The sequence below is a fragment of the Nocardia sp. NPDC059229 genome (assembly GCF_042754165.1).
In the GTDB taxonomy this organism is placed as follows: domain Bacteria; phylum Actinomycetota; class Actinomycetes; order Mycobacteriales; family Mycobacteriaceae; genus Nocardia.
This window is the reverse complement of record NZ_JBHZAK010000002.1, coordinates 231,828-248,716: the sequence shown is the minus strand read 5'-3', so window position 1 is coordinate 248,716 and position 16,889 is coordinate 231,828. Positions and strand designations below refer to the sequence as shown.

The window sequence follows — 16,889 nt, the reverse complement described above, 5'->3', positions numbered from 1 at the left end:
CCACCTGCCGCCCTGCCTCTGGCAATTATGGCCGAGCGACCAGGTTCATGCCCCGATCCGCGCAAAACGGGCACGATATTCAGAGGGGATCGTGTCCTACCGCAGCTGCACGAACGCTATGCGGGAGGCCAGCCGCGCCTTCTGCAGGCGTCGCCGGGTGGAACCGCGCTTACCGACAGCCAGTCCGACTGTGGCTGCGATACCGACAGCGATGATCACGAATCCACCGGCGGGCACCGCAGCGCCGGGCCAGACACGCTCCCATACGGTCAAGATGGTCGAACGCGCCACCAAGGCCAGTGCGGCACAACACAGTCCGAATACCAGCAGCCCGGTCGCCTGCATCATGCGATCGACCCACTTGTAGAACCGCCAGGACTTCGGCAATCGATGATGCCGCTGGGCGCGCTTGGCCTCGAGATAGCGGTGCACAGTGGGATTCTGAGGTGGAATCAGCAGCGGCTTCATCTCGACGGCCAATCCCGCCTCACGCAGGTCGTCGGCCTTGGCCGGATTGTTGGTCAACAATCGAATCTGCTTCAGCCCGAGCTCGTTCAGGGTCATGGCCGCGGCGGTGTAGCGCCGCGAATCCAATTGCAGGCCGAGCTTTCCGTAGCTCTCGAAGGTATCGGCGTCATGCTGCTGGCTGTACTGATAGGCGCGAGCCTTGTTGATCAACCCCGCGCCGCGCCCCTCCTGCTCGAGATAGATCAGTACCCCTTTGCCTTCTTCCTGGATCATGTCCATGGCCAGATCCAGTTCGGGGCCGCAGTCACAGTCGTCGGAACGGAGAGCATCGCCGTAAAGGCACCTGGAGTGGATACGAACCAAGCAGTTTTCCAGATGCGACCCGTCGCCGAATACGAGGGCATACCCCTGGTTCGCTTCTATCGCGATCACACGGACGGTGATATCGAGTCCATTGCGAGTGAATTGGTGCTCAGTGTCGCAGTGAGCTTTCGCAGTCGGCGCGACGACGTACTCACGATCAGACCATTTGGTCTCGACTACTGGTGCACGCAACCGATCCTCCCGGGTGAGGTCGAACCATTCCGACCCCATACGAGTGGGGACCGTGCCCGCAAGCCAGTTGCGGCCGCGGGGAAGCATAGTACGACTCTCGTCAAGACGTCGGCGTGTCTTTGATACATGAGCGACGTGTCGCTTTCGCGTAGCCGTCACGGCGCTGATCAGCGCGGCGGAGTTGCGGCGTCGGCATCAGGGCCTCGACGATCGCCGACAGGCGTACTTTCGACCATTTCGTCGATGCTCTCCTCGGAGGGCATTCCGTCGGGAACGCTCTCCACGGGATGCGCACCGGCATCACGATGGATCAGCGTCGCCATTGCCGCGGTCGCCCACACGAAGTCCGCGGTCTCGGCCGGCCGGGCGTTCTTGACGAGCCTGCTGGTCAGAGCAGAGGAGAAGGCCGAGGCCGCGCCGGCGACGTTCGATACCGCGGTGCCGAAGCGATCGACCTCGATGGCATCGAGACCACGCCGATGAACCGTGCATTGGGACCGATCGATCTCACACACCGTACCGACCCCGTCGTTCAGCAGGGCTTCGGCGACCGCCCCGGCCGGGAGATCGGGGCGCAGTCGAGCCAGATCATCGGAGGAACCGACCAGGTAATCGATGACCGCGAGGTGGTCGCGCATGTACTGCGTCGGAGGACGTGGCGGGCTCACATTCACGACCACCCACGGAGATTCGGATCTCGCGGACGAATCATTCACCGCACCAACGATTTCCAGCACCTTCTCGATCACGTTGTCCGATTGTTCGAAGGTGAGCACGACCGCTGCCGCGGAGGTGATCGCATGGCGGATGGGCGCGAGCTCGAGATCCGACGAGGTCAGCCGCGTTCGCCCTTTCTTGATCGCAATGGACGAATAGTCGCCGTCGGCCGGCGTCACCACCGTCGTCACCGGAGTCCGCTTGAGCGCCTCGACCTTGATCAGACTGGTATCGACGTGTTCGCTGTCGAGGTAGCCGAGGATCTCGAGGCCTTCGTCGTCGTCGCCGATCGCCGCGAGAAGTCTCGCATCGAGGTTCAGACGCGCCAACGCCACCGCTCGATTGAGTCCCTTTCCTCCCGGACGACTACCGGAATCCTTGCCCCACATCGACATCCCCGGCCGGGGGAAGTGGTCGACTTCCAGGATGTGGTCGATGACAGCATCGCCGATGACGACCACTGCATCCCGCTCACTACCGCCGGGATCGGACAGGGTGGTCAAGAGTTTCGCGAGGGACCCGAAGGCCGGGACCTCGTACCGGCCTCCGCGCACCGCCCGCGCGGTGGGCGCGGGCGGGATGTCGACCGCCCCGAATGCCTCGTGCAGCGTCCGCCAATGACGGGCCAGGGAGCTGCGACGCTGAGCAAGTGCCGCGCCGTAGTGTTGATCGAGATCGACACCCGGCGGACCGATCTCACGCAGCAGGCCCAGGCACAGCTCGGCGTCGACGACGACCCGGTCGGTCACCGACAGTTTGTCGGCGATCCGGCGAATCGCTCCCGGGAGCGCATCCTTCGGCTCCACGCGCTCCAGGTGCGCGCACCGGCGTACCGCTGTGAGCTGCAGCAGAATCCTGGTGTCGATCTCACTGCTCTCGATGCGGCCGACGTTCAAACCCTCGTGCTTTCTGACACGCATGAGGGTTCCGCAGACAGCATCCGCGGCGTGGTCGGGCACCGCAATGGTGGATGCGAGCCCTGGTTCGTTGTTGTCTCTCACCATTTGCTCCAACGATACCGCCGAAATCGGTTTAGCTACCAGCGAATACGGCAATAATCGGGATGCGGCGGCAAATGCCGGAGACCAGCGGCAAAAACACCCAACTCCCGGCAAATGCCATGCTGACGGTGGCGAAATACCGCCCCCACCAGGCAGGTTCGGGAGGTCCGGTGTCCGGAGTGCTTCTACTGATTCGACACATCCGCCGGCACGGACGCGGCGCGACCAGCGAGTGCGATGCGGAGCAGGAGATCGATGTCGCGGTGGGCTAGGACGGAATCCGTCCGCGCCGCGACCGACATCATCCATCCATGTCGCCAATCGCTCTGGCCGGCACCATCATTCGCAGGCGACGGCCGACCGGCCGGTCGCCTTTCGAGGGTCGGCCGGTACCGGCATCCAGCGGCCGCGCGAGGGCGACACACCTTCCGCCCCGGGGGCCACCGTGATCTATCCCAGTGTCAACTCGATCACCAGCAGCATCGCAGTCTTCGAATGGGCGCAGCGGCGCCCGGACTGCCCGGAACCGGCATGGGAGCTCAGCTGGCGGTCTCGGCCGCTGCTGACTCGCGAACAAGCGCTGGCGGCAATGGAACTCACCGAAATCCTGTGCACCCCGCTCGTCGGCTCCGACACGGTGTGGCAGCGCGTGCAGAGCATCGCCGCCGAACTCGACATAGATATCGAAGCAGCCTGCGACATCCTGCGCAGGCGCCGGCAGGAACGGGGGGACTCGTGACCATCTACGCTACCGACGACTGGACGATGACCAGCGACGTCACCGGAGAGAACGCCGTGCGGGTCGCCGACAGGTGGACCTTGGCGTGGCGGTGCAGCTGGCTGCCGGATCGGCTGCTGACCCGCGCTCAGGCGCTGGCGGCCATGGTGCTGGCCGAAATCGTCGCCGTCGATCCGTATCCGCGGGACGAAATCGTCCAGGGCCGCCTGATCGCCAGCGCGGGCGAACTGGGGATTCCGGTGGAGCAGGCGATGTTTCTGCTGCGCCGGCGGTCGGCATGAGCACAAGCGACGCCGGAAACGGGGTCGTGACGATCTTCGACTGCGGTACCCCCGTGGGTCGACAACGGGGAAAGGAGTTGGCACAGCCGACATTCAGGGCGGGAGCAGGAGACTCGATGACATTGCGACCGACCAGCATTCGATGAGGGAGCAAACAGCCCGGCGCGGGACATCGACCGCGACCGAGCGCACCACAGCGCGAACGGGCAGCGATCCTGCCGCTCGCGTGCACGGCCGAGGGAGGGCCCCATGATCGACATCACCACCACCGCCATGACCAGCACCATCAGCCCCGAATATGCGATCCGCGAGCACCGGGGCAGCGAAGCGGTCTGGCGCCTGAGCTGGCTTCCGACCCACCGGCTCACCCACGAACAGGCCCGCGCCGGAATGGAATTGGACGAAATCCTGTCCGATCCGGCCGTCGTCTACGACGAAGCCGCCCACCTGTGGGCCGCCGACCTGGCCACCCGAGTGGGCATCGGCGTCGAACGCGCGGTACTCCTGCTCGCGCAACGCCTGGCCGAACGGATGTACCGCGAGGACGCTCCCCGAGAGACCGACGAGGAGGACGAACGACCCGAATCGATCCTCGCAGGATGGGCAGCCACCACCCACCGTCCCTCGACGACGGGCGCCCGCTCCCGCCACCTGTGGGCCTGACCGACCTGACCCGCACGACGATTCGCCGCACCCGATCGATCCCCATGACGCGTCGGGCCGTCTGTCGATCGCTTCGCGCGACGTCATGGATCCCGGCGTGCCGTGTCCCTCCACATCGCGGGCAGCGGTTGCGGCCGCCGCCCATGCGAGGTCAGTGCCCGATTTCGGCTGTCAGGCGCGGGTTTTGTGTTCGGCGCCGACCGCGTCGGCCAGGGTGGTGTAGCCGTGGGCGCGAAGTTTGGCGGCGAGGCCGCGGTGGATGTGCTTGGCCCACAACGGGCCGCCGTAGATGAAGCCGGTGTAGCCCTGGAGGAGGGAGGCGCCGGCGAGGATGCGTTCCCACGCCTGGTCGGCGGTTTCGATGCCGCCGACGGAGATGAGGGTGAGTTCGCCGCCTACTCGGCTGTAGAGGCGGCGCAGGACTTCGAGGGAGCGGTCGGCGACGGGGGCGCCCGAGAGGCCGCCTGCGCCGATCGGTTCCACGTCGGTGGCGGGAGTGCGCAGGCCGTCGCGGCGGATGGTGGTGTTGGTGGCGACGATGCCGGCCAGGCCGAGTTCGACGGCGAGGTCGGCGACGGCGTCGATGTCCTCGTCGGACAGGTCGGGGGCGATCTTGACCAGGACGGGGACCGAGACGGTGTCGAGGACCGCCTGCAGGATCGGGCGCAGGGAGGTCACCGCCTGCAGGTCGCGCAGGCCGGGGGTGTTGGGGGAGCTGACGTTGACGACCATGAAGTCGGCCAGCGGGCCCAGTAGTTCGGCGGAGATGGCGTAATCGCCTGCGGCGTCCTCGGGTTCGACGATCTTGGTCTTGCCGATGTTGGCGCCGATGGGGACGCCGCCGGGCAGGCGGTGAGCCAGGTGTTCGGCGGCGGCGGCCGCGCCGAAGTTGTTGAAGCCCATGCGGTTGATGAGCGCCCGGTCCGCGGGCAGGCGGAACAGCCGTGGGGCCGGGTTGCCGGGTTGGGCCTGGGCAGTGACGGTGCCGATCTCGGCGTAGCCGAAACCGAGCGGGCCCCACGCGTCGACGCCGTCGGCGTTCTTGTCGAAGCCGGCGGCCAGACCCAGGGGCGCGGGGAAGTCCACGCCGAACACGCGGGTGCGCAGGATCGGATCGTCGGCCACCAGCAGCCTCGCGGTCAGCGCACGACCCGGGGCGAAGCGGGTCGCGAGCCGCATGGCGGCGAAGGCCAGGTGGTGGATGCGTTCCGGCGGCAGCAGGAACATCACCTTCAGCAACAGGCTGTACAGGCGCTCGTACATGGGGGGTTACATCACCGCCTCGGGTGTCGGGGATAGCAGGGGGGTCGTCTTGCGGCGGCGCAGTAACACCCGACGGCTGCCGTCGGTGTAGGCGCGCACCCGCGACAACTCCCAGCCACCGTATTCGGCGTGGATGGACAGTCGCATGGAGGCGGTGACCCTGCTGATGCCCGGCGGCAGCCGCAGGGGCACGTATTCCCATTCGTCGCTGGATTCCTCCCAGCCCTCCGGCAATGTGCGCGATTGGTGCGCCGATCGTGAGGCCCGAGCCATCACTGCCCTCTCTTCCGCTGGTCCGCGCCGATCCGTTGCAGACCGTCACCGGTCGCGGATCCCACGAACATGTCACCGGTGCGGCCGTCGATGGTCACCGCGTTGGGCTGGCGCACCGTCGGGTAGCGCCCCACCTCTACCGGTATACCCGTCGACAGGTCGTAGCCGACGACTTCGTTGCTGCCTGTCAGCGTCACCCACACGGTCTCGGACCGCTGATCGTAGGCGAGTGCGTAGGGCGAAGAGCCTACCGGGAAACGCTGGTGCAGGACCAAGGGATCGGCGGTGTAGACCAGCAGTTCCTGCCCGGCGGTGTCGGTGACGATGCGGCGGCCGAAGTGGTCGCCGATCATGTTCGACGCCCCGTCGCCCGCGCGCAGCGACAGCCCGAGCTTGCTGGTGCCGTCGAGCTGGACGATGGCGGTCTGGCGGCGATCGAGCACGACCACCGCGCCATCGCCGGCCTCGACGGCATCGGCGGAGGACAGACCCGAAATGGCGTGGCGCACAGTGCCGTCCGCGTCCAGCAGCAGCACCTTGCCGTTGGCCAGGCCCGCCACCAGCGAGCCGTCGGGGCGCAGCGCCGCCGCGTGCACGTCGCCGTCGATCGCGATCTCGGTGACCTTGGCCGAGGCGGCGTCGACGCGAAGGATCCTGCCGGGCACCGCGACGAGGATCTCGCCGGGCCTGCCGAGGGCGAGCGAGGCGGCCTTGCCGGGCAGCGGGACATCGGTGGTCCGGTGGTTGCCGGGCGTGACGGTGTCGGTGAGCCGCAGCAGGGGTTTGTCGCCGACGGTGGTCGCGGCGGCCAGGATTCCGGTGGCCGGTTCGGAGACCAGCAGCGAGATCGGGGTACTGGGGGTCACCTCCCCGGCGGGGGCCGCGGTGGCCACGGGCGCGGCGGCGGGGGTGGCCGGGTCGCGAGTGGCATTGTCGGCGTTGTTCTCCTGGGAGGAACAGCCCGCCAGCAGGGTCACCACGGTCACACCCGCGAGGGCTGAACCGATCCAGCCGCGACGGCGCATGCAGCGAACTCCTTACTGACCGAACTGACCGAACTGACCGACGAAATCATGCGTGCTCTCTTATCTGACCATGATCCGTCACCACACCCCGCAAGCGGGGGTCTTCACGGCGGCGTGCCGCGCGCCTCCCGGGCCGATTTGCATGATGTGACATGGGCTTTCGGTGGCGCTGTCGGTCGGTGCGGTTACCGTGGAAGGCAAAAGCGTGCTGTATCAGGGAGATCTGTTGGTAGCCGACCGCACTCCGGGCTTCACCGTCGAAGACGTGACGGTGGGTCGTTACGCGCACGGGTTCGGGGTCACCGCGGACGGGCGGTCCTTCGCCTTCCGCACCCACCGCGCGACCCTCACCCTCGAGATCTACCGGCTCGGGCTGGCCACCGCCGTGCCCGGCCCCGAGGACGTCGAAGCGGTGGCGCTGGCACCGGTGACCGATATCGATCTCGACGACGAGCGCAGCGTGGTGGCGCTGGTGCGCGATCTGATTCCGCAGGCCACGCCGGTGCCGGCCGCGCAGCTGCGGGAGGCCATCACGGTGCGGGCGCTGCTGGGCCGGCTCAGCGCGGTCATCGACGGCATGTGAGCCGCTCGCGCGGAACCGGGTGTCTGTGACACAGGAATCACCCTCGGGCGCGGCGCGTGACAAACTAACGGCACACAACCGCAGTTCGAGCTGACGAGGATGTTGATGCGACTTCGACGACCGGCCGCCGCAGCGCTCCTGTTGACCGTGCTCGGCGCGTCGATCGCCGCGTGCGGCGGGGGCGACGACGAGTCCAAAGTGGCCCAGGCACGGTCCTCGGCGTACGCGGCACTGAGTTCGTCGTCGGCGGCCGCGGCCGCGCAGAGCAGCGCCAACAAGCCGACCATCCCGACCGCGCAGGAGCTGGACGCGCAGATCAAGAGCGCGCTGGATCCGAATCTGCCCGACAGCGACCGGACCGGGCTGATCGAGGACGGGGAGGCGTTCAAGGACGCGATCCCGGACATGTACAAGGCGCTGGCCGATCATCCGCGCGCGGTGTACGGGGTCAAGGATCCGGTGTTCGACAATCACGACGGCACCCTGACCGCGACGCTGAGCCTGGACAAGGACGGCACCGGCACCGATGTGCGCACCACGGTGGTGCATTTCGTGTACAAGGACGGGCGCTGGAAGATCTCGCGCACCGACCTGTGCGGCATTCTGCGTTCGGCCGACTACAAGACCGCGGCCTGCGGCTGATGCTCGAGGCCGGATCCCTGCGGTGGGGGCGGCTGATCCACCGTTTCCGGTTTGCGGTGTTCGCCGTGTTCGGGCTGGTGGTGCTGGCATCGGGGTTCTATGGGCGGGACCTGGGTGATCACCTCACCCAGGAGGGCTGGTTCGACGAGTCCAGTCAGTCGGTGGCGGCGTCGAAGCTGGCCGATGCCACCTTCGGGCGCGACACCGACGCGGATCTGATCGCGATCTACACCGCCCCGCCCGGGCTGACCGTCGACGACGAGCCGGTGCGTTCGGCGGTGGCGGCGGAGTTGACCCGGCTGCGCACCGAGCATCCCGATCGGATCCTGAAGATCGACTCGTATTGGGACGGCGCGCTGATGGGGCAGTTCGCCGACACCTCGCGCACGCACGCCTTCGCCAGCATCGGGCTGCGCGGGGCCGGCGGCACTGACACGGTGAACAACTACCTGGCCATCAAGAGCGAATTCCACGCGGGCGCAACCGGTTCCGGGCCCGGCGGGACGACGGTGCAGCTGGCCGGATTGCAGCCGGTGGTGGAGGGCATCAACACCGGCATGCAGGACGACATTCGCCGGGCGGAGCTGATCGCGCTGCCGCTGGTGGCGATTCTGCTGTATTTCGTGTTCGGCGGGGTGGTGGGGGCGCTGCTGCCGGTGCTGATCGGCGGCATGACGATCCTGGGCAGTCAGGGCATCATGCGGCTGCTGACGAATCATCTGCAGGTCAATGTGTTCGCCTCGGCGGTGGTCACGCTCGTGAGCCTGGGGCTGGCGATCGACTACGGGCTGTTCGCGGTGACCCGGTTCCGGGAGGAGCTGGCGGCGGGCCGCAGTGTCGAGGAGGCGACCGCGCGGACGGTGGCGACGGCCGGGCGGACGGTGTTGTTCTCGGCGGCGATCATCGCGGTGAGCCTGGGCGCGTTGTTCATCTACCCCAATGGGGTGCTGCGGTCGGTGCCGCTGGGCGGCATCTCGTCGGTGCTGCTGGCGGCGGCGCTGTCGGTGACGGCGCTGCCGGCGGTGTTGTCGATCGTGGGGCGGCGCATCGATCTGTGGGGATGGCACGGGCTGGCCAGTGTGCGCACCGCCGAGCAGATCGATGCCGGATTCTTCTCGCGGCTGGCGCTTTTCGCGATGCGCAAGCCGTGGCTGGTGATCGTGCCGGTGGTGCTGATGCTGCTGGTGCTGATCCTGCCGTTCCGCAGTATCGAGTTCGGGGGGCTGAGCGAGCGATATCTGGCGTCGGACAATCCGGCGCGGGTGGCGCAGCAGGACTTCGACCGCCTGTTCCCGCAGTTCCGGACCGAGCCGTTGAAGCTGGTGGTGGTGGGCGCGAACCCGCAGCAGCTCTCGGACATCCGCTACGCCGCCAATCAGATGGTCGGCCCGGAGATGACGGGGCCGTTCGATCCGGCCGCGCCGACCAAGGATCAGGTGACGGTGCTGGCCAGCGGGCTGCGCGACAAACGCGATGCCGACAGCGTGATCGCGGCGCTGCGCTCGATCCCGCAACCGGACGGGGTGCATGTGATGATCGCGGGGGTGCCCGCGCTGGAACGGGATTCGATCCAGGGTCTGATCAAGGGGCTGCCGTTGCTGGCGGCGATCCTGGTCGTGGCGGCGATCGCGTTGATGTACGCGGCGTTCCGGTCGCTGGTGCTGGCGATCAAGGCGGTGGTGATGAGCGCGCTCAGCCTCGGCGCCACCCTGGGCGTGCTGACCTGGATCTTCGTGCAGGGCCACGGGGCGGGCCTGTTCGATTTCACGCCGGGCCCGCTCATGTTCGCGGTGCTGGTGCTGATCGTGACGGTGCTGTTCGGCCTGTCGACCGACTACGAGGTGTTCCTGCAGTCGCGGATGGCCGAGGCGCGCGCGGCGGGAGCCGATGCGCCCGAGGCGATCCGCTACGGCATCGCCCACACCGGCGGTGTGATCACCTCGGCCGCGGCGATCCTGATCGTGGTGACCGGGGCGTTCGGGTTCTCGGATCTGGTGCTGATGAAATACATTGCCTACGGCATGATCGCGGCACTGGTGTTGGACGCCACCGTGATCCGCATGCTGTTGACTCCTGCGGTATTGAAGTTGGTCTGGCGATGAGCGTGCTCAAAGGCGCGAACCTGTTGGTGATGTTCCTGCTGGAACTGTTGGTGCTGGGTGCGGCCGCGTGGTGGGGGTTCACGGTGTCGGCGCCGCTCGCGGCGCGGATCGTGCTGGGGCTGGCGGCCCCGGCGGTGTTCATCGTGGTGTGGGCGCTGTTCGGTGCGGCCAAGGATCCCCGGTTCCCGCAAACCGGTTGGCGGCGTGTCATTTTGGAGGTGGTGTGGTTCGGCGCGGCGTCGGTGCTGCTGGGCCTGGCCTGGACTCCGGTCGCGGGTGTGGTGATGTTCGCGGTGTGGCTGGGCAACGGCGCGCTGCGGCTGCTGTGGGGTCAGCAGCAGCTCTGACCGGCGCTGCCGCCGTGCGAGCCGGGGCGAATGTGCGTGGCCCGCACGGGTTTCGGCGGATCAGCCGCGGACGGGCAGCACCAGTTGCGCGCCGGTCACCGGGTGGTCGAAGACGTCGACCGGGTGCTGGTAGACGCGGGAGAGCAGTTCCGGGGTGAGGATCTGGCGGGGCGGGCCGTCGGCGGCGATGCGCCCGGCTTCCAGGACCGCGACCCGGTCGGCGTAGGCGGCGGCGACACCGAGGTCGTGCAGCACGACCACGACGGCCGCGCCCGCGGTGGCACGCTCGCGCGCCAGGTGCAGCACCTGCTCCTGGTGGCCGAGATCGAGTGCGGCGGTGGGCTCGTCGAGCAGCAGGGTCGCGGTGTCCTGGGCCAGCACCCGGGCCAGGGCGACGCGGGCGCGTTCACCGCCGGACAGGGCCGGGAAGGGGCGGGCGGCGAAACGTTCGACGTCGGTGGCGGCCATGGCGGCGGCGATCGCCTCGTCGTCGTGGTCCTGGCGGTCGGTGCGTGCCCACGGGGAGCGTCCCATGGCCACCACCTCGCGTGCGCGGAACGGGAATCCGACGGTGTGCGATTGCGGCAGCACCGCGCGGCGGCGCGCCATGTCCAGGTGCGTCCAGTGGGTCAGGGCGTGCCCGTCGAGTTCGACGCTGCCGCCGGAGAGTTCGAGTTCCCCGGCGAGGGCGGCCAGCAGTGTGGACTTCCCGGCGCCGTTGGGTCCGACCAGCGCCACGATCTGCCCGGCGATCACCGGGAAGTCGATGCCCTCGAGGACCGTGCGGTCGCCGCGCTTGGCGCTGACGTTGCGGGCGCGCAAGGTGACCGCGCCCGGTTCGGGTGTCTCCGGCAGTGCGGGGGAACGCCCGAAAATCGTTGCCAGTTCGCGTAGGCCGCTCATGCCCAGCCTCCCGATCGTGCGCGGGTGCGGCGCAGCAGCCAGAAGAAGAACGGCCCGCCGACCAGTGAGGTGATCATGCCCAGCGGCAGGTCCGCGTTGTGGACCAGGGCGCGGGCCCCGATGTCGGCGGCGACGAGCACCCCCGCGCCGAGGATCGCCGACAGCGGAATCAGCACCCGGTGTCCGGGCCCGACGAGCATGCGCACCAGGTGCGGCACGATCAATCCGACGAACAGGATGATGCCGGTGAAGGCGACGCCCGCGGTGGCGAGCACCGCGACGACGACGATGATATTGCGCCGCAACCGTTCCACATCGACCCCGAGGTGGCGGGCGGCGGATTCACCGAGGGCGAGCAGGTCCAGGCGCGGGGCCATCCAGATCGCGGCCGCGATGCCCAGCAGGGTCAGCGGCCACACCACGTTGACCGCCTGCCAGCTGGCCCCGTTGAGACTGCCCATCTGCCAGAACACCAGCTGATCGCGTGCCGCCGGGGACGCCTTGAACAGCAGGAACGAGATGACGCCGCCGGCGAAGGCGTTGATGGCGACGCCGGTGAGGATCAAGGTCACCACTTCGGTGCGCCCGCCCGAGCGCGAGAGCAGATACACCAGCAGGGTGGTGCCCAGCCCGGCGACGAACGCGCCCGCCGCCACCGACCAGGCTGCGGTGAACGCGCCGCCGACCACGATGACCGCACCCGCCCCGACCGCCGCGCCCGCGGACACGCCGATGACGCCGGGTTCGGCGAGCGGGTTGGCGAACACGCCCTGCAGCAGCGCGCCCGCTGTGGCCAGGGCCGCGCCCACGAGCACCGCGAGTACGACGCGCGGGAACCGTACTTCCCACAACGTCACGTAGCCGGCGGGATGGTGGGGCAGCGGCCCCCAGTCGAGCCCGATGCGGTGGAACACGCTGCCCGCGACCTCGGCGGGGCTGGTCGGCACCTGCCCGATGGCCGCGGAGATCAGGGCCAGCACCACCAGCCCGGCCAGGCCCGCGGCGAAGATCAGCATGGTGCGCGGCCGGCTGCGCCGATCGGCCGGAGCCGGGTCCGCACTCGCCGGCAAACGATGTGCGGCAACCGATTCCATCGCCGATTCGGCGACCTCGACTGCCCCGCGACCGGTGGCCGAGCCGCCGGACTCCACGGCGGCAGCCGGGTTCGCCCGCTCGGCCTCGTCGTGCTTACCCGTGGGAGAGGTCGTCCCGTTTGCCCTGGCCCGGTTCGCCGCGCGGTCCACGGCCCGGTTGGTCACATCGCCGTTCGGTGTGGCGGCAGCGCCGGGTGGGGTGGCCGAATCGGGTTGCGGGGCTCGCGGGTCGGTCATGCGTTGCTCGTGCCGTAGACGGCCTTGACGAGCGCGGCCAGGACGCGGCCGGTGTCGGGGCCGAAGGACAGCAGGACGGCGTCGGACATGTCGACGACGCGGCGGTCACGTCCGGCGGGTGTCTGGGCGACGCCGGGGATCTTCTCGAGGCCGTCGATGCCGCCGACGGAGGCCAGCCCGTCGCTCATGAGCAGGAAGACGTCCGGGGCGGCGGCGATCATGGCTTCGCTGGTGATGGGCAGGAAGTCCTGGGTGATGCCCGAGGCGGTGCCGGCGTCGATGCCACCGAGGGCGGTGATGAGCGAGTCGGCGCCCGAACCGGGTCCGGCGATCATGGTGATGGCGGTGCTGCGCAGGTACAGGAACGCGATCTTGGGCTTCGAATCCTGGTGCGGCACCGAGGCGGTGGCCGCGGAGATCTCGTCGCGGGTGCGCTGGGCCAGGGCCTTGCCGGCGTCGGGGACGCCGAGGGCGGCGGCGACGGCCTGGATCTGGGGGACGACGCCGTCCATGGTGCGCTGCGGATCGAAGTAGACCACGGTGATACCGAGGGCCTTGAGTTGCTCGCGCAGGGCGGGGGTGACGGCGGTGGTGTCGGTGAGGAATACCGTGGGCCGCAGTGCCGCAACCGATTCCACGCTCAGGGTGCCCGCGCCGCTGGAGACGGTGGGCAGGTCCTCGACGGCGGGGAACGCCGCAGAGTTGGAGCGGCCGACCAGTTTTGACCGGAGGCCGAGCGCGACGACCGTCTGGGCGAGGGTGCCGTAGCGGTCGGCGGCGATGATGCGGCTGGCGTCGGTGACGGTGACGTCGCTGCCGTCGAAGGACTTCACGGTCGCGGGCAGCACCGGGGTGGGTTCGGGCCCGATCGCCACCGGGTTCAGGTCGCCGACACTGGCGGTCACCGGGCCGTGGGTGCCGCCGGTGCCGGAGGTGCCGCTGCTGCAGGCGGTGACGCCCGCGACCAGGCCGATGCCGAGCAGCATGATCAGCAGCGTGCGTGCGGCCGAGCGGGCATTCACGAGACACCTCATGCAGGTAAGGTTAGCCTTGCTCATTCTGTGCGTGCGCTCACATCTCCCAGTGCCGCGGTGATGGCCCGCGGCAGCTCGAGGGTTTCGGCGGCCAGAATCCCGGTGAGCTGCCCGATATCCCGCGCCCCGACCAGCATCGTCGCCACCGCGGGCTGATCGCGGATCCAGGCCAGCGCCACCGCCAGCGGTGAGGTGCCCAGCCCGTCGGCGGCGGTGACCACCGCGTCCACCACCCGCACCGCGCGATCGTCGAGGTGGGCGGTGATCTCGGCGGCGGTGGCCTCGTCGGCGCCGCGCGAGTCGGCGGGCACGCCGTCGCGGTATTTGCCGGTGAGGATGCCCCCGGCCAGTGGCGCGGTGGCGATCAGGCCGATGCCGTGATGCTGTGCGGCGGGCACGAATTCGTGCTCGACCCCGCGCGCGAGCAGCGAGTACTGGGTGGTCGCGGCGGTGATGGGCGCCGCGGCCGCCAGGGTGGCCAGCTGCCAGCCGTCGTAGCCACGCGCGCCCGCGTAGCGCACCCGCCCCGAGCGCACCGCCCACGACAGGGTGTCGGCGATCTCCTCGAGGGGGGTGTGCGGGTCCCAGGCGGCGACCGTCCACAGGTCGAGGTGGTCGGTGCCGAGCTGGCGCAGGGTGTGGTCGAGCTGGCGCCGCATGGTGCGCCGGGAAGCGTCGACGGTCCAGCGCACGGCGGCGGGCGCTTCGGCGGCGGCATCGCTGAGTATCGGTGTGTATCCGGCACTTCCGGACAGCACGAGGTCCTCGCGCCCGATCTCGGAGAGCAGTTCGCCGAGAATGTGTTGCGCGGCGCCGTCCCCGTAGGCGGGGGAGGTGTCGACCAGGGTGCCGCCCGCTTCGACGAACGCCATCAGCTGGGCGGCCGCGTCCTCGGCGTCGGTTTCCCTGCCCCAGGTGTGGGTGGCCAGCCCGAGCCTCGAGACCCGCAGTCCGCTGCGGCCGACCGTCCGTTGTTCCATCACCGCGCTTGCACTTTCGTCACACGCGTCAGCCTAGGCCCACCTGTCGCATCTGCCGGGCTACGGCCCGCGGCGAGCGCGGCGGGTCGACGTCCGCACCGGGCAACTCCGCCCATTTCGCACATGCATGTCCGAATTCGGACACTCGCCCGGTAGGGTCGCTGCGGTGTTGCGGCGCGGATGCGCCGGGGCGGTGGCGGTTCGAGCGCGATGTGGCGCCGAAATCCGCACCGGGAGCCGACGATTCGGGACTGGAGGGTGTGTGGGCGAGTCGATGACGTGGGTGCAGGCGCTGGTGCTGGGCCTGGTGCAGGGGCTGACGGAGTTTCTGCCGATCTCCTCCTCGGCGCATCTGCGGATCACCTCGGCGGTGTTCTTCGGTGACGATGCGGGCGCCTCGTTCACCGCGGTCACCCAGCTGGGCACCGAGGCGGCCGTGCTGGTGTACTTCGCCAAGGACATCTGGCGCATCCTGGTCGCCTGGTGCACCACGATGTGGTCGAAGGTGGCCGCGCCGCAACGGGTTTCGGTGCCGGTGTCCGAGCGTGCGACCACCCGGCTGCCGGTGCTGACCGAGGACGGGCGCTTCTCCTTCGGCCCCGATCCCGACGTGCAGCGCGAGCTGGACTATCGGATCGGCTGGTATGTGATCATCGCCACCGTCCCGATCGGGGTGCTGGGTCTGCTGCTGAAGGACCAGATCCGTACCGGCGCACGGAATCTGTGGCTGGTGTCGATCATGCTGATCGTGTTCGCTCTGGTGATCGCGGCCGCGGAGTACTACTCGGGCAAGGCCTATGGTCGCCGGCGCCGCCCGATCGAGCTGCTGACCACCCGCGACGGCCTGATCATGGGGCTGGCGCAGTGCCTGGCCCTCATTCCGGGCGTGTCGCGTTCGGGCGCGACCTCGTCGGCGGGCCTGTTCTGCGGGCTGACCCGGGAGGCGTCGGTGCGGTTCTCGTTCCTGCTGGCGATCCCGGCGGTGCTGGCCTCGGGCCTGTTCAGTCTCCCCGACGCGTTCGAACCCGCTGGTGAGGGCCTCAACGCGTCGGGTCCGCAGCTGCTGGTGGCGACCATCGTGTCCTTCGCGGTGGGGTACGCGTCGGTGGCGTGGCTGCTGAAGTTCGTGGCGCGGCACTCGCTGGACTGGTTCGTCGGCTACCGCATCCTGCTGGGGTTGACGGTGATGGTGCTGCTGACGACCGGCGTCGTGCCGGCGACGTAGCCAGTAGGCTGTCCCGGTGACGGTGATCCTGTTGCGGCACGGCGTGTCCACGTCGAATACCGCTCGCACCCTGGCCGGCCGCAGTGCGGGCGTCGATCTGACCGACCGCGGACGCGAACAGGCGCAGAGCCTGATGGAGCGGCTGGGATCACTGCCCATCGAACACATCGTGTGCTCGCCGCTGCTGCGCTGCCAGCGCACCGTCGCCCCCCTGGCCGACAAGCTCGGACTCGAACCCGAACCCGACGAACGCCTGCTCGAGGTCGACTACGGCGACTGGACCGGCAAGGCCCTGGCCGACCTGATGAGCGAGCCGTTGTGGAAGGTGGTGCAGCGCCACGCCTCGGCCGCGACCTTCCCCTCCGGAGAGTCCTTGGCACAGGTGCAGTTTCGGGCCGTGTCCGCTGTCCGCGAACGGGATCGGCAGTTCGCGGCCCGGCATGGTAGCGATGTGTTGTGGATTGCGTGCACGCACGGCGACGTCATCAAATCGGTGCTGGCCGACGCGTTCGGCATTCACCTCGACGGGTTCCAGCGCATCGTGGTGGAGCCGGCGTCGATCAGCGTCATCCGCTACACCCCGACCGCCCCGTACGTGTGGCGGGTCAACGACACCGGGACGGACCTGTCCGCGTTGGCGGCGATTTCACCGCGAACCGGCGGCGAATCACGCTCGGGGCCGGTTCCCGGCGGAGAAACGGGTACCACCGTCAGTACGGATAATGGGGTAGCGGAACGCCCCGATTCATAAGTGTGA

18 protein-coding genes are annotated in these 16,889 nt (G+C 68.9%); 9 read left to right on the top strand and 9 right to left on the bottom strand.

Features of this window, described 5'->3' with window-relative positions; genetic code table 11:
* Positions 1-96: 96 nt before the first annotated feature.
* On the bottom strand, positions 97-1,062 hold the full coding sequence (locus ACFXHE_RS07345; protein WP_379381396.1) for a GTP cyclohydrolase II: 966 nt from the start codon (positions 1,060-1,062) through the stop codon (positions 97-99).
* 128 nt (positions 1,063-1,190) lie between these two features.
* Positions 1,191-3,050 (bottom strand): carbohydrate kinase family protein, encoded by a 1,860-nt coding sequence (locus ACFXHE_RS07340; RefSeq protein ID WP_379380810.1) that lies wholly within the window; start codon positions 3,048-3,050, stop codon positions 1,191-1,193.
* 136 nt (positions 3,051-3,186) lie between these two features.
* On the opposite strand from ACFXHE_RS07340, the gene ACFXHE_RS07335 reads away from it, so the two are divergent.
* The 3 genes from ACFXHE_RS07335 to ACFXHE_RS07325 all read left to right on the top strand — a co-directional run bounded on the left by ACFXHE_RS07335 (position 3,187) and on the right by ACFXHE_RS07325 (position 4,424).
* Positions 3,187-3,480 carry a hypothetical protein gene (locus ACFXHE_RS07335; protein ID WP_379380808.1) on the top strand — a complete coding sequence of 98 codons (294 nt, stop codon included), beginning with the start codon at positions 3,187-3,189 and terminating at the stop codon, positions 3,478-3,480.
* Positions 3,477-3,761, top strand: coding sequence for a hypothetical protein (locus ACFXHE_RS07330; RefSeq protein WP_379380806.1), 285 nt, complete (start codon positions 3,477-3,479; stop codon positions 3,759-3,761). Before ACFXHE_RS07335 ends, ACFXHE_RS07330 begins: the two co-directional genes overlap by 4 nt.
* 249 nt (positions 3,762-4,010) lie before the next feature.
* Positions 4,011-4,424, top strand: a complete 414-nt coding sequence (locus ACFXHE_RS07325; RefSeq protein ID WP_379380804.1) for a hypothetical protein — start codon at positions 4,011-4,013, stop codon at positions 4,422-4,424.
* A 171-nt stretch (positions 4,425-4,595) separates the two neighbouring features.
* On the opposite strand, the gene ACFXHE_RS07320 is transcribed toward ACFXHE_RS07325, so the two are convergent.
* Genes ACFXHE_RS07320 through ACFXHE_RS07310 form a run of 3 tightly spaced genes read right to left on the bottom strand, consistent with a single transcriptional unit; the run spans position 4,596 to position 6,985 of the window.
* A complete protein-coding gene (locus tag ACFXHE_RS07320) occupies positions 4,596-5,675 on the bottom strand; it encodes a quinone-dependent dihydroorotate dehydrogenase (protein ID WP_379381395.1) in 1,080 nt (359 codons plus the stop codon).
* 18 nt (positions 5,676-5,693) lie between these two features.
* On the bottom strand, positions 5,694-5,960 hold the full coding sequence (locus ACFXHE_RS07315; protein WP_040857817.1) for a DUF5703 family protein: 267 nt from the start codon (positions 5,958-5,960) through the stop codon (positions 5,694-5,696).
* Positions 5,960-6,985, bottom strand: a complete 1,026-nt coding sequence (locus ACFXHE_RS07310; protein WP_379380802.1) for a hypothetical protein — start codon at positions 6,983-6,985, stop codon at positions 5,960-5,962. The genes ACFXHE_RS07315 and ACFXHE_RS07310 overlap by 1 nt, the downstream gene beginning before the upstream one ends.
* Before the next feature lie 205 nt (positions 6,986-7,190).
* On the opposite strand from ACFXHE_RS07310, the gene ACFXHE_RS07305 reads away from it, so the two are divergent.
* From ACFXHE_RS07305 to ACFXHE_RS07290, 4 genes are all read left to right on the top strand, one after another.
* Positions 7,191-7,568, top strand: a complete 378-nt coding sequence (locus ACFXHE_RS07305) for a hypothetical protein (protein ID WP_379380800.1) — start codon at positions 7,191-7,193, stop codon at positions 7,566-7,568.
* A gap of 105 nt (positions 7,569-7,673) precedes the next feature.
* Complete coding sequence (locus ACFXHE_RS07300; protein ID WP_379380798.1) at positions 7,674-8,210, top strand: hypothetical protein; 537 nt, start codon at positions 7,674-7,676, stop codon at positions 8,208-8,210.
* The gene (locus ACFXHE_RS07295; RefSeq protein ID WP_379380796.1) at positions 8,210-10,312 is read left to right on the top strand and encodes an MMPL family transporter; all 2,103 of its coding nucleotides are present in this window, start codon (positions 8,210-8,212) and stop codon (positions 10,310-10,312) included. Before ACFXHE_RS07300 ends, ACFXHE_RS07295 begins: the two co-directional genes overlap by 1 nt.
* Positions 10,309-10,659: a YrdB family protein gene (locus tag ACFXHE_RS07290; protein ID WP_379380794.1), complete on the top strand. Its 351-nt coding sequence runs from the start codon at positions 10,309-10,311 to the stop codon at positions 10,657-10,659. Before ACFXHE_RS07295 ends, ACFXHE_RS07290 begins: the two co-directional genes overlap by 4 nt.
* Positions 10,660-10,719: 60 nt before the next feature.
* Here the strand turns inward: ACFXHE_RS07290 and ACFXHE_RS07285 are convergent, their stop codons facing one another.
* From ACFXHE_RS07285 to ACFXHE_RS07270, 4 genes are all read right to left on the bottom strand, one after another.
* Positions 10,720-11,562 carry a heme ABC transporter ATP-binding protein gene (locus ACFXHE_RS07285; protein WP_379380792.1) on the bottom strand — a complete coding sequence of 281 codons (843 nt, stop codon included), beginning with the start codon at positions 11,560-11,562 and terminating at the stop codon, positions 10,720-10,722.
* Positions 11,559-12,578: a FecCD family ABC transporter permease gene (locus ACFXHE_RS07280; RefSeq protein WP_379381394.1), complete on the bottom strand. Its 1,020-nt coding sequence runs from the start codon at positions 12,576-12,578 to the stop codon at positions 11,559-11,561. The genes ACFXHE_RS07285 and ACFXHE_RS07280 overlap by 4 nt, the downstream gene beginning before the upstream one ends.
* Positions 12,579-12,889: 311 nt before the next feature.
* Positions 12,890-13,927, bottom strand: a complete 1,038-nt coding sequence (locus ACFXHE_RS07275) for a hemin ABC transporter substrate-binding protein (protein ID WP_379380790.1) — start codon at positions 13,925-13,927, stop codon at positions 12,890-12,892.
* A gap of 20 nt (positions 13,928-13,947) precedes the next feature.
* Complete coding sequence (locus ACFXHE_RS07270) at positions 13,948-14,907, bottom strand: aldo/keto reductase (RefSeq protein ID WP_354832450.1); 960 nt, start codon at positions 14,905-14,907, stop codon at positions 13,948-13,950.
* Positions 14,908-15,034: 127 nt separating this feature from the next.
* Here ACFXHE_RS07270 and ACFXHE_RS07265 point away from each other — a divergent pair, with 127 nt between their 5' ends.
* Both ACFXHE_RS07265 and ACFXHE_RS07260 read left to right on the top strand, forming a co-directional pair.
* A complete protein-coding gene (locus ACFXHE_RS07265; RefSeq protein ID WP_379380788.1) occupies positions 15,035-16,132 on the top strand; it encodes an undecaprenyl-diphosphate phosphatase in 1,098 nt (365 codons plus the stop codon).
* A gap of 16 nt (positions 16,133-16,148) precedes the next feature.
* Positions 16,149-16,883 (top strand): histidine phosphatase family protein, encoded by a 735-nt coding sequence (locus ACFXHE_RS07260; RefSeq protein WP_379380786.1) that lies wholly within the window; start codon positions 16,149-16,151, stop codon positions 16,881-16,883.
* The last annotated feature ends 6 nt before the right edge of the window (positions 16,884-16,889 follow it).